The organism is Pedobacter frigoris (assembly GCF_005116445.1).
Taxonomy (GTDB): domain Bacteria; phylum Bacteroidota; class Bacteroidia; order Sphingobacteriales; family Sphingobacteriaceae; genus Pedobacter; species Pedobacter frigoris.
The window spans coordinates 765,828-778,159 of sequence record NZ_SWBQ01000002.1; the positions used below are offsets into that span (position 1 = coordinate 765,828).

The following is a 12,332-nucleotide window of genomic DNA, read 5'->3' on the forward strand; positions in this document are numbered from 1 at the left end:
GTGCTATTCCAGTATTATTATTTTTTTAAAGCTATTTGATTTGTCTTAACTGCAGAAGTATCTTTTGCTGCTGTATCGGCTGGTGCTGTTGCAGGAGCAGCAGTTACAGGCATGTTAAATTGCTTTCTCAAATCGTCAGTTAAATATGTTGGCAGCTGTGCAACCCAGGTATCATATTCCTGTTGCGAAACAACTCTTACTTTTCTCTGCATTTTGTAGTGACCTTCACCGCAGATTTTAGCACAAAGGAACAAATATTCAAACTTAGGATCATTTGTCTTAGTCTTCATCTCCTCTGTGGTGATGGTAGGCGTAAATTCAAAATAAGAAGTCATACCAGGTACGGTATTCAATTGTACTCTGAAGTGAGGCATATAAAAACTATGCAAAACATCTTTACTGGTCAGGATCAAACGAACTGGCTTATTCACAGGAATTACCATTTCCTCAGCAAGTTGATCATCTAATGTATTCTTGTCTTTAAAGTCGATACCCAAAGCATTTTCAGAAGTGATCAGTTTGTAGTTTTTCACTCCTACCACACCATCAGCACCTGCATAGCGGATAGCCCATGCAAACTGAGATGAAGTGATCTCAATGCTCAATGGCTTGTTATTAGGATCAGGAATTTTATAGAATATTGATCTCCAGGTAAGGAAACCCATCAGTACCAATACTGTTAACACAACAGCAGGAATGATTGTCCAAAGACGCTCTAATGCATTGTTGTGTGGGTAGTAGTAAGCTTTTCTTTTACCAGTATATCTGTAAACATAAGCAAAGGCAAATAGCACAATGTGCGTCAGGATAAATACGATTGTCGTGATGATCAATGTGATGTTGAACATCTGGTCAATTTTCTTACCATGCTCAGATGCTGCTTCAGGCAGGATCATGTTACCATGTACTGTATACTCCCAGTAAACACCATACAAACCTACAATAAGGAATAATGCAAAAAGTACTCCGTTTACTGTATCCCAGTTGATTCCTTTTGGTTTGTCCTGAGCCTCACGGGTCAATTCATATACCTTTAGTGCTTTACCTATGATTGCGATGAACAAGCAAAGCAGTAAGAATGCCATGGTGTAAAAAATCACCGATTTATAAACCGGCCCCATGTCAACTGGTTTCGCAGCGGCAGCTTCCTGTGCAAATGCACTTGTACTTGCAAACGCAGTTACAATCACTGCTAGTGCCGCTATTGTTTTATTACTTATAAATTTTCTTAAACTCATTTCCTTAAAAGTAGTAACACTGTACTTCTACTATACTATTATTTATTTATGCTATCCACCAATTACAAGTGGTGATTTAAACTCTCTTGTAAAAACGGATGGTTCTTTGCAATCAAAGGCTTTTTACTCAACGCATTTAATACGGTAAAGGTAAACAATCCTACAAAACCAATGGCCGTACCGATTTCAATATATCCAAACTTATGGTGTTCTTCAACAGTTCCCGGCATGATCATTTGATAATAATCAACCCAGTGACCGCACAATACAATAATAGATACGGTTAACAATATATTCTCTTGTCTTTTGTTATCTCTGTCCATCAACAGCAATACCGGAGACAGGAAGTTAAGTATCAGGTTCAAATAAAACCAGAACTCATAGTGCTCAAATCTTTTGTAAAAATAAACAGTCTCTTCAGGTATGTTCGCATAGTAGATCAGCATAAACTGAGCAAACCAAACGTAAGTCCAGAAGATAGAGAATCCGAAGATAAACTGTCCCAAGTTGTGAAGGTGACTATTATTTACCCAGCTCATGTAACCTGATTTTCTCAAAAGAATGATGATGATAGCAATAGTAGCCAAACTGCTCACCCACATTGCAGCGAAGTTATACCATCCAAACATGGTAGAGAACCAGTGTGCCTCTAAGGACATCACGGTATCAAAAGCAAAGATTGGAGTAGTGAATCCGTAGATTACTAAAAATATACATGAGTATTTAAAGCTCTTTCTGTAAGAGTTTAACCCTCCTTCTAAATCTTCGTTATTAGACAATTTAGCAAGTAATACAGCAAATATGCAGTACACTCCTAAAAAGATCACCTGACGTGCCATAAAGAAAGGCACATTTAAAAATGCAGATTTACCATCGATTAGTTTATCATAATTCGCGCTGTTCTGGTCAGTAAGACCATCTGCATGCCAGTGATGATATAAGTTGTGTGTGTATAAACCAAGTCCTATGACAGCGATTAAAATCACTACTGCAATTGGTAATGTCTTTGCCATAGCCTGAGGTACGCGTAGTATTGAAGCAGACCATCCTGCCTGTGCTACGAACTGAACGGCTAAAAAGAATGCGCCGGACATACAAACACAAGCGAAGTAATAAGCCATTAGCAACAGGTTAGCAAAAGTACGCTCATGCGCCCCTTGAACAAAGCCTAAAACTATAGCTACAATCCCTACTACGATAGCGACGATGCTTAAAGTTTTTGCTTTACCTGTAAACTCAAACTGCTCAGTTAAATTATAATTATGAGTTCCCATTTATTTCTTCTTTACTATTTTGCTTTTTGTAATTCTTGTACGTACAATACCACTTTCCATCTTTCATCAGGTGACAACTGAGAGGCATAAGAACCCATCATGTTAACACCATATTTAATGGTATGATAAATCTTTCCTGCTGATAAATCTTTCATCAGGCCACCTCTTGACGATTCTTTCAAAGGATCGTGGAATGAAGGAACACCGCTGAATTTTTCAATCTTAACCAAATGGCCCTGACCATCACCCTTTTCACCATGACAAGGTCCGCACATAACGATGTAGAGGTGCTTTCCTTTTAATAAATTCGCTTCTGTCAAAGGCATGTTATTTACCAGGTTAACACCTGCTGCTTCAAAACCTTCTTTAGTATTTGGATAAATATCATCTTCTACAAATCCAACAGGAGCAGTATTTTTAGGCGGAGTCTGTGCAGTTTGCCCTTTAAAGCTCTTTAACATTTCATTTGTAGTTGAAACTGGTTGATCCGGATTAAGTGCAATCGGATCATACATATTCCTTGCGTATTCCAAGCCTGTGCTCTGCTTATCTCTGCATGCTGAAAATACAACAGCACTTGCAAGGATACAAAATGAGGCTAAAACTACTTTATTCTTATTCATAGCTAATATACTTCCTTTCATTATGCTTTACTTCCAAAGCACCTGCATCTTTTAATAAACCATCAATTTTACTATGCTCAACATTTTGTTGTGCATCGATAGCAATAATGAACCTGTCATCAGTAGCCCTAAGGTCCATCACTCTTGGTGCTCTTCCTGGGAACAAATGTGTAGATGCATAATATGAACCTACCAAACTGAATGCGCAGAACAAAACAGTCAACTCAAACATAATCGGAATAAAATCCGGAAGTGCCAGAGCCGGCTTACCACCAATATTGTGTTTCCAATCTACTACCGAGGTCAGATAGATCAGTGCAAATGCAGATGCCGTTCCGGTTATTCCGCAGAAAAATGCGAGTATATCTAACCTGGATCTTTTAATCCCTAATTTAGCTTCGATGCCGTGAATAGGCATTGGCGTATAAACATCATAAATCTTAATGTTATTTTCCTGCAACTTATCAATGCCATGCATCAATTCATCAGGATCACCAAAACTGCCTAAAATATATTTGATATTACTCATTGTTATATTTTTGCGTATTCTTCTTGTTTAACACTATCAAATTTCTCTAAAGACTCAACGTATTCTGCTACTTGTTCTTTATCCAAATGACCTTCTTTAATCTGCTCTAATTTAGCTTTCTCACTGGCGCTCTTCAAAATCATCTTCACCTCAGCTATCGCAATTGAAGGTAATACCCTCAGGAACAACAGGAATAAAGTAAAGAACACTCCGATCGACCCAACAAACACACTCACGTCAACCCATGTCGGATAGAACATCGCCCAGCTCGAAGGAATATAATCACGGTGCAATGAAGTTACAATGATTACAAAACGCTCAAACCACATACCTATGTTTACTACAATAGATAAGATCCAGGTAGCTGGAATATTGGTACGGATCTTTTTAAACCATAGCAACTGAGGAGAAATTACGTTACAAGTCATCATCATCCAGTATGCCCACCAGTAAGGACCAGTCGAACGGTTGATGAATGCATATTGCTCATATTCAGAACCTGAATACCATGCAATAAAGAACTCTGTCAAATAAGCCACACCTACAATAGATCCCGTCAGAATGATGATCTTATTCATCGATTCAATGTGGAACATGGTGATGTAGTTCTCTAATCCCAATACTTTACGCGCTACCAATAATAAGGTCAATACCATCGCAAATCCTGAGAAGATTGCCCCTGCCACGAAATAAGGAGGGAAGATCGTTGTATGCCATCCCGGAATTACCGAGGTAGCAAAGTCCATGGATACAATCGTGTGTACGGAAAGTACAAGTGGAGTTGAAATACCAGCTAAGATCAAGGAAACCGCCTCAAAACGCTGCCATGTTTTTACGTTACCATTCCATCCGAATGAGAAAATTGAATAAATTTTACGTCTTACACCTGTTGCACGGTCACGGATAGTTGCGATATCAGGCAATAGACCTGTATACCAGAATAACAATGATACCGAGAAGTAAGTAGAGATCGCAAACATATCCCAAACCAATGGCGAGTTAAAGTTAACCCATAGTGATCCGAATTGATTTGGTAAAGGAAGTACCCAATAAGCTAACCAAGGTCTGCCCATGTGGGATACTACATATGTTGCCGCACAAATAACGGCGAAAATTGTCATTGCCTCTGCAGAACGGTTGATGGAGTTCCGCCAATTCTGACGGAAAAGTAATAGTACCGCAGAGATTAGTGTTCCTGCGTGACCGATACCTACCCACCATACGAAACCGGTGATATCCCATGCCCAGCCTACTGTTTTATTCAAACCCCATGCTCCGATACCAAACCAGAAGGTGTAACCTACAGCTACTACCCAAAGTGTGGCACCACAAAGTGAAAGTATAAATCCTATCCACCATGCCCTGTTAGGCTTATTTTCTACTGGCATCAAAATATCATCCGTAATTTTTGCATACGTGATATCCTGTCCGGTAATTAATGGTTCTCTTAATATTGATTCGTTATGTCCTGACATAATTTATGTTCTTTTAATATCAGCTTACGCTCTTACGCTTGTACTGTTGTATCTGTATTTCTAATTTTTGTCATATAACCTATACCCGGTTGTACGTTGATCTCTTCCAAAACATAGTAAATACGCTCACTACGCAATGCTTTAGATACTTCTGAGTTAGGATCGTTGCCGTCACCAAATATGATTGCATTTGCGGAACAAGCTTGTTGACAAGCCATTTTGATATCGCCATCTTTCAACGGACGCTTTTCAATCTTAGCCTGCAGTTTACCTGCCTGAATACGTTGGATACACATTGAGCATTTCTCCATAACCCCTCTTGAACGCGTAGTTACATCAGGGTTCAATACCAGCTGAGTGAACTCATTGTTCAGGTAGTTGTCAAAGCGTGAATCATTCCAGTAGTTAAACCAGTTGAAACGACGTACTTTATATGGACAGTTATTCGCGCAGTAACGTGTACCTACGCAACGGTTGTAAGCCATATGGTTCAAACCATCTGACGAGTGTACTGTCGCCAATACCGGACATACAGTCTCGCAAGGTGCGTGATCACAGTGCTGACAAAGCATCGGCTGGTGAACTACAGAAACATTATTCATCTTATCTTCTGTAAGATCCGCAATTTCCTTCTCTTTAGTTACCGAATTGATACCATTGCTGTGTCCGTGTGCACCATGAGCTGCATGATCATCATGACCATCATTCTCCTGGTTGAAGCTGTAGTAACGATCGATACGGATCCAGTGCATTTCTCTGCGCTTACGTACTTCTTCTTTACCTACAACAGGAATGTTGTTCTCTACGTTACAAGCTACAATACAAGACCCACAACCAGTACAAGCATTCAAATCGATTGCCATAACCCAGTTGTTACCTGGTTTCTCATATTTATCCCATAGATCGTATGATTTATGTTTACCGTGCTCATTACCTGAACCAGTTGCCGGATTTTTTTTGTATTCTGTGAAAGTGGTCTCACGAATGATATTTCTACCTTCAAAAGAGTGGTGAGTTTGCGTTTGAGCAAGTTCTTCTCTCTTTCCTGTGCCGCTTAACTTAACTGTAGTCGCATATTTAGTGGTGCCGTTTGTAAAGCTTACAAATGGATAAGCGTTCTGACCTACGCCGTCACCTGCTTTACCAACCTTAGTACGTCCGTAACCTAAAGCGATTGAAGCTGTACCCTGAGCTTGTCCTGGCTGAATCAGCACTGGCAATTCAATAGTATAACCTCTATCATCCTTAACAGAAACTACATCAAATTCTTTGAAACCTAATTTTTCAGCAAACTTAGGCGCAAGTGCGATGTAGTTATCCCATGTTACTTTAGAAACAGGATCAGGTAATTCCTGAAGGAATGCATTGTTTGCATGTTTACCATCACGCATCGGGATGCTTTCGTAAACCTGCAACTCGATATCTTTAGCTAATGCTTTGCTGTTATTTAGGATAGAAGGAATTACAGCTGTAAGTGATAAACCAAATGTATAAGCACCTGCTGGCTTAGCTGTAGCTGCAAAAACTCCTGTTTGCAATACATCTTTCCACGTTTTACCCAATGCAGGTAAAATTGTTTTCTCCCAGTTGTTACGTACATACTGGTAGTATTCTTTAACCGGTGCATCAGACCAGATCAATAAACTTTCTTCAGCCTGACGAGAGTTGAATACCGGGTTGATTGTTGGCTGTACGATTGAATAATATCCTTCGTATGCATTTGCATCACCCCATGACTCTAAATAGTTGTGGTTGATTGCTATTACATTACATAGTGAAGCAGTTTCATCTTTTCTGTCTGAGAATGAAACTCTCAAACCTACTTTTGCCAATCCATCAGCAAATGCTTTTGCATTTGGTGCGTCATAACCAGGATTGCTGTCTAAAATGAAAACAGCTGCAACTTCGCCTCTGTTCATTTCATTGATGAACTCAGCAAACTCAGCATCGTTACCTGCGTAACGCTTGCAAGGATTGTCAAGATCTATTGTAGTACCGTAGCTACCGATTGCAGAGTTGATCGCATTTACCAAAATCTGGGTAGATACATCATTTGAACCTGAAACTACTAATGCTTTTCCTTTATTCTGAAGTAACTCTTTAGCTACAAGCTTAAGTGCTTTATCAGCAGTTACATTGTTAGGCAATGTTCCGCCAGCCAAAGTATTTCCTGTGATTGCATTATATAAAGTGATCAATGCAGGTCCTTCTTCAGATAACTTAACCGGAACGCGTGTATCTGCGTTAGTACCCGTTAAGCTCATACCAGCCTCAAACTGGAAGTGACGTGACATTTTTCCTGCTTTCAAAGATTTAGCATCCCTGTTAGATACATACTGGGCAGTAAACTCTTCACCGCTGATCCATGTACCCAAAAAGTCTGCACCGAAACTTACGATCAGGTCAGCTTTATCAAAATTATATTTAGGAACTACTGCCTTACCAAAACTGTTTTCATTTGCTTTGATGATACCTGTATAAGAAACAGCATCATATTGAACATGTTTAGTATTTGGGTATGCAGTAATAAAATCAGCAATAACAGCTTTAGAAGATGGGCTGTTTACTGAAGATGAAATAACACGGATTTTCTTTCCTGAAGCCTGGGCTTTATTCAGTTCACCTTTTACAAACTCATCAACTTTAGACCAGTTAACCTCTGCTTTATCTAATACAGGAGATTTTAGTTTAGATACATCATATAAATCTAAAACTGAAGCCTGAGTCTGTGCATCTGTACCGGAATTGAATACACCTGCATTTGGATTTGGTTCAATCTTAATAGGACGACCTTCTCTGGTTTTAACCAAAACACTCTGACCATTAAAACTTGACACATAGTAGTTAGGTATACCAGGAACTACTTCTTCAGGTTTAATTACGTAAGGGATTGATTTATGAAGAGGAGCTGTCTGACAAGCAGCCAGTGTAACTGCACCTAACCCAAAGCCTAACGCTTTTAAAAAGTCACGGCGCGGAGTTACTGTACTTAATCCTGCTTCATTTAAAACATCTTCAATTGGAAGGGGCTCAGCAAATTCGTTCTTGTTGTTTTCAACAAAATCCGGAGTGTTTTTATACTCTTCTAAGCCTTTCCAGTATTTTTTATTGCTTTCCATTTAAGCTATATTACTGTTTATCGAACGTTCTTTTTATTAAACTCTAATTAATAGTGGCACTTACCACACTCTAAACCACCCAAAGCAGCCGGCGTAATTTTTTCGCCTTTTTTGATTTTCTCATGCGCTTCTATAACCTTATCATAGAATGCATTTCCTTTAACCTCCAGCTTGGTATCTTTGTGACAGTTAACACACCATTTCATGGTCAGTGGAGAGTACTGATAAATCTCTTCCATCGTATCAACCGGACCGTGACATGCAAAACATACCGGCTCATTTGGCTGTAAACCTTTTTCTTTTCTGATCGCCTCTTCACCAACTACAACGTGTTGTGAGTGATTGAAATAAGCAAAGTCAGGCAGATTGTGTACACGTACCCACTCCACTGGTTTTTCTTTAGACTTGTCGTAAGACATTGTCGCAGGATCATAACCAACAGCATTGTAGATCTTCTGGATTTCAGGAGAGATCTCTCCGTCATATTTCTCCGTAGCCTGTACTGATTTGTGACAGTTCATACAAACATTCATTGAAGGAATGGTTGAATTCTTAGACTTGAATGCTCCAGTGTGGCAGTACTGACAATCTATCTTGTTTGTACCTGCGTGTAGTTCGTGTGAGAATTTAATTGGCTGTACCGGCTGATAACCTGTATGAACACCTGTTTCCCACATACCCATCCAACCAAATGAACCTAAGCATACGATTACACACAGTATAAAGAAGAATACAAATTTCTTGTTCTTAAACAAATGCTTGATACCTGTGCTAAATGGCACTTCTTCAGCCAACTCTACGCCTTGTCTCTTCAAGATCAGACGCTCCAACATTTTGATAGCGCGACCTAATACTACCAATATAACTATTGAAATGATAATGATGGCTGCGATACCAGCAATTGAAAAATCAGAAACTTCGTCTGACCCTGCTGCTGCAGATAAAGCCGCATCACCTTCTTTTTTAGGTTCACCCGCTTTAGAGTAAGCGATGATGTTTTTAATCTGATCATCGGTCAAACGTGGAAACGTAGTCATCTCCGCAGGAGAAAACTTTGCTGCCTCTATTGCCTGCTGATCACCTGACGCAACCAACTCTTTCCAGTTCCTGATCCATTTGATCGCAAAAGCTTCATCAAGTTCAGTCAATTTAGGAGTTAATGCAGGACCAGTACTGTTACGATCCAAAGTATGACAAGACCCACAATTATCCTTAAATAACTTGCGGCCCTCTACTACATCTTGTGCCTGTGTTCCAGAAACGATTAAAACAGATAGAGCCGTAAACATGAATGCCGACTTCCAAACTCTTCTAACGATCAATGAGATATCCCTCATAATGAGTATTTTATGCTATTTTTTAAAAAACTTATAAAACGTATTTGATGTTTAAACTTAGGTTCTCCACCAAAACGTCCACAAAAGTAAAATTTATTAACTTACCAATGACAAATAAATGACAGTAAATACAATTTATAATCAATCTAAATAGTTCGTTTTTTATGCTTTAAACGAAGAAAATCAGCAATTTTTAAAAAACTGCTGATCTTTTATTTGTCTCCCAATTTCGGTAAGACTTGTTTATTTAAATTACATTTTTAGGATCCATGCAAAGATCAGAGGAGCGACAATTGTCGCATCAGATTCTACTATGAATTTCGGTGTATGTATGTCTAATTTACCCCAGGTAATCTTCTCGTTAGGCACTGCACCTGAGTAAGATCCGTAAGAAGTAGTCGAATCTGAGATCTGACAGAAATAGCTCCAGAAAGGAATGTTTTCCATTTCCATATCCTGGTAAAGCATCGGCACTACACAAATAGGAAAATCTCCTGCGATACCTCCTCCAATCTGGAAAAAGCCGATTCCTTTGCCTTCACTATTGGCGATATACCAATCTGCCAGCCAGCCCATGTACTCAATACCGCTTTTCATCGTGGTTGCTTTCAGTTCAGATTTCATCACGTAGGAAGCAAAGATATTGCCCATAGTAGAATCTTCCCATCCCGGCACTACGATTGGCAGGTTCTTTTCTGCCGCAGCCAGCATCCATGAGTTCTTAGGGTCGATTTCGTAATATTGTTCCAGATCACCGCTCAGCAACATTTTGTACATGAATTCATGAGGAAAATAACGCTCGCCGGCATTATCTGCATCTTTCCAGATTTTATGGATATGCTTTTGCAACCTGCGGAAAGCCTCTTCCTCAGGAATACAGGTATCGGTAACGCGGTTATAATGATTTTCCAGCAAATCCCACTCGTCCTGAGGACTCAGGTCACGGTAGTTAGGCACTCTTTTATAATGTGAATGCGCAACAAGATTCATGATATCTTCTTCCAGGTTTGCACCGGTACATGAAATGATGGCTACTTTATCCTGACGGATCATCTCTGCCAATGAAATACCCAGCTCTGCGGTACTCATCGCACCGGCAAGTGTGATCATCATTTTACCACCTTCATCTAAATGTGTTTCATATCCTTTGGCCGCATCCATCATTGCCGCAGCATTAAAATGGAGATAATTGCGCTCCATGAATTGAGATATAGGTCCTCTTGTTGTACTCATCTTAATCTATATTTTTATTGCTTTGCCGCAAAAATAGCTATTTAATTAGAGCTTCCATAAAAAGAATAGGGCTAACACCTAATTACAACATCAGTAATCATGAGAATCCTGGAATATATTTGAATACGGATTTGTGCTAACCTACCTTAAGGTGAGTGCACCATGACTGCACCATGAGTGCAGGGTGAGTGCACCTTTTACTAGAAAAAAGGTGCACTTACCCTGCATTTATTATATTCTCAATATGCTCACACATGCACCTTGATCCAAGCCAGACATAAACTATCTGGTATGAAATCAGTAATTACTCAATTAATGGCCTTAAACTTGCTTGGCTGAACGAATAACTAAAACTTTCTGCTATTTTAGGCCTATGAAGAAAATTTCGCTATGCACCACTTTGGTTTTGATAGCTGCGAATGTGTTGGGACAAAACAAATTTATTGATCGCTATCTTTCTAATAAGACAGATTCTTCACGCAGAGCGAGTTTTATGCCAGTGCCAATTTTAAGGTATTCTCAGGAAATAGGTCTTGAATTTGGTGCAGGAATACTTTATTCGGCATATTTAGACAGAAAAGACCTGACAAACAGGAGCTCAAATTTCTCCGGACTGGTTTCAGTTTCCACCAAAAGCCAGTACAACATTTCTCTCAAAAGCGACATCTGGACAAAAAAGAATAAGCATCATTATATAGCCGAAGTACGTTTTAGGAAAATGCCCTTTGATTTTTTCGGCATAGGCAACGAAACCATTGAGGCAGATAAAGACAGGTTAGTGCAGGATTATATCAAAGTGGTTCTGGAGGCCGAAAAGCGGTTTTGGCAGAATATGTATACCGGATTTTCAGTAGGTTTCGAAAATTACCATTTCACAGATAAAGAAGTCGGCGGAATATTCAGCACTGACCAGTCTATAGTTCATAAATTTGGCGGATCTGTTGTTTATGCTGGCGTTTCCCAAACCTACGATACCAGAAGCTCCAATAATTATACTACAAAAGGTATGATGGCGAAAATTTCCTACCAATACGCTCCCGATTTCTGGGGCGGGGAAAACTTCACGGGAAGTTTAATCAAAGCCAACATTCGCAATTTCTGGTCGCTGTCGCCCAAATTTGTGCTCGGTGTACATGGTATGTTCAATACTGTTCAAGGCAAAAACACCCCCTTTTACCTTTTACAACAAATGGGTAATGACGAAATGATGAGGGGTTATTATACCGGTAGATATAGAGAACGCAACCTGCTTGCCGCACAAGCAGAACTAAGGTATCGATACAATAACCGTTTTGGATTGGCGGTATTTGGTGGCGGCGGACAAGTTTTCGACAATGGCGATCTTTCCTTAAAAAGCTTCAAGCCTTCGTATGGTGCAGGAGGAAGGTATTTCTTTGATCCTGAAAAAGGATTGAGCGTTCGTGTAGATTATGGTATCGGCGAAAAGCGTGCAAATGAAAAACGCCAGACCGGATTTTACATCAGTCTGGCGGAGGCGTTTTAA

At 39.6% G+C, this 12,332-nt stretch carries 9 protein-coding genes; 1 reads left to right on the forward strand and 8 read right to left on the reverse strand.

All coding sequences use genetic code 11. From position 1 onward, the window contains the following. Positions 1–17: 17 nt before the first annotated feature. The 8 genes from FA047_RS09870 to FA047_RS09905 form a co-directional block, all read right to left on the reverse strand. Entirely contained in the window at positions 18–1,238 is a 1,221-nt protein-coding gene (locus FA047_RS09870; protein ID WP_136835870.1) for a cytochrome c oxidase subunit II, read from the reverse strand. 62 nt (positions 1,239–1,300) lie between these two features. Beyond that, the gene (locus FA047_RS09875) at positions 1,301–2,512 is read right to left on the reverse strand and encodes a quinol:cytochrome C oxidoreductase (RefSeq protein ID WP_136835871.1); all 1,212 of its coding nucleotides are present in this window, start codon (positions 2,510–2,512) and stop codon (positions 1,301–1,303) included. 14 nt (positions 2,513–2,526) lie between these two features. Continuing rightward, on the reverse strand, positions 2,527–3,135 hold the full coding sequence (locus tag FA047_RS09880; RefSeq protein WP_225872690.1) for a c-type cytochrome: 609 nt from the start codon (positions 3,133–3,135) through the stop codon (positions 2,527–2,529). Then, entirely contained in the window at positions 3,128–3,664 is a 537-nt protein-coding gene (locus tag FA047_RS09885) for a DUF3341 domain-containing protein (protein WP_136835873.1), read from the reverse strand. The genes FA047_RS09880 and FA047_RS09885 overlap by 8 nt, the downstream gene beginning before the upstream one ends. Before the next feature lie 2 nt (positions 3,665–3,666). Continuing rightward, positions 3,667–5,139 carry an NrfD/PsrC family molybdoenzyme membrane anchor subunit gene (gene nrfD / locus FA047_RS09890; RefSeq protein WP_136835874.1) on the reverse strand — a complete coding sequence of 491 codons (1,473 nt, stop codon included), beginning with the start codon at positions 5,137–5,139 and terminating at the stop codon, positions 3,667–3,669. Between the two features lie 32 nt (positions 5,140–5,171). Next, positions 5,172–8,258, reverse strand: coding sequence for a TAT-variant-translocated molybdopterin oxidoreductase (locus FA047_RS09895; protein ID WP_136835875.1), 3,087 nt, complete (start codon positions 8,256–8,258; stop codon positions 5,172–5,174). A gap of 47 nt (positions 8,259–8,305) precedes the next feature. Continuing rightward, positions 8,306–9,595 (reverse strand): c-type cytochrome, encoded by a 1,290-nt coding sequence (locus FA047_RS09900; RefSeq protein ID WP_136835876.1) that lies wholly within the window; start codon positions 9,593–9,595, stop codon positions 8,306–8,308. A gap of 252 nt (positions 9,596–9,847) precedes the next feature. Then, positions 9,848–10,828 (reverse strand): deoxyhypusine synthase family protein, encoded by a 981-nt coding sequence (locus FA047_RS09905; RefSeq protein ID WP_136835877.1) that lies wholly within the window; start codon positions 10,826–10,828, stop codon positions 9,848–9,850. Between the two features lie 373 nt (positions 10,829–11,201). On the opposite strand from FA047_RS09905, the gene FA047_RS09910 reads away from it, so the two are divergent. Continuing rightward, positions 11,202–12,332, forward strand: coding sequence for a BamA/TamA family outer membrane protein (locus tag FA047_RS09910; RefSeq protein WP_136835878.1), 1,131 nt, complete (start codon positions 11,202–11,204; stop codon positions 12,330–12,332).

Coding starts and splice junctions, on each gene's coding strand:
- FA047_RS09905 (WP_136835877.1), bottom strand. CDS start 10,828: ATGAGTACAACAAGAGGACCTATATCTCAATTCATGGAGCGCAATTAT.
- FA047_RS09895 (WP_136835875.1), bottom strand. CDS start 8,258: ATGGAAAGCAATAAAAAATACTGGAAAGGCTTAGAAGAGTATAAAAAC.
- nrfD (WP_136835874.1), bottom strand. CDS start 5,139: ATGTCAGGACATAACGAATCAATATTAAGAGAACCATTAATTACCGGA.
- FA047_RS09910 (WP_136835878.1), top strand. CDS start 11,202: ATGAAGAAAATTTCGCTATGCACCACTTTGGTTTTGATAGCTGCGAAT.
- FA047_RS09875 (WP_136835871.1), bottom strand. CDS start 2,512: ATGGGAACTCATAATTATAATTTAACTGAGCAGTTTGAGTTTACAGGT.
- FA047_RS09900 (WP_136835876.1), bottom strand. CDS start 9,595: ATGAGGGATATCTCATTGATCGTTAGAAGAGTTTGGAAGTCGGCATTC.
- FA047_RS09870 (WP_136835870.1), bottom strand. CDS start 1,238: ATGAGTTTAAGAAAATTTATAAGTAATAAAACAATAGCGGCACTAGCA.
- FA047_RS09880 (WP_225872690.1), bottom strand. CDS start 3,135: ATGAATAAGAATAAAGTAGTTTTAGCCTCATTTTGTATCCTTGCAAGT.
- FA047_RS09885 (WP_136835873.1), bottom strand. CDS start 3,664: ATGAGTAATATCAAATATATTTTAGGCAGTTTTGGTGATCCTGATGAA.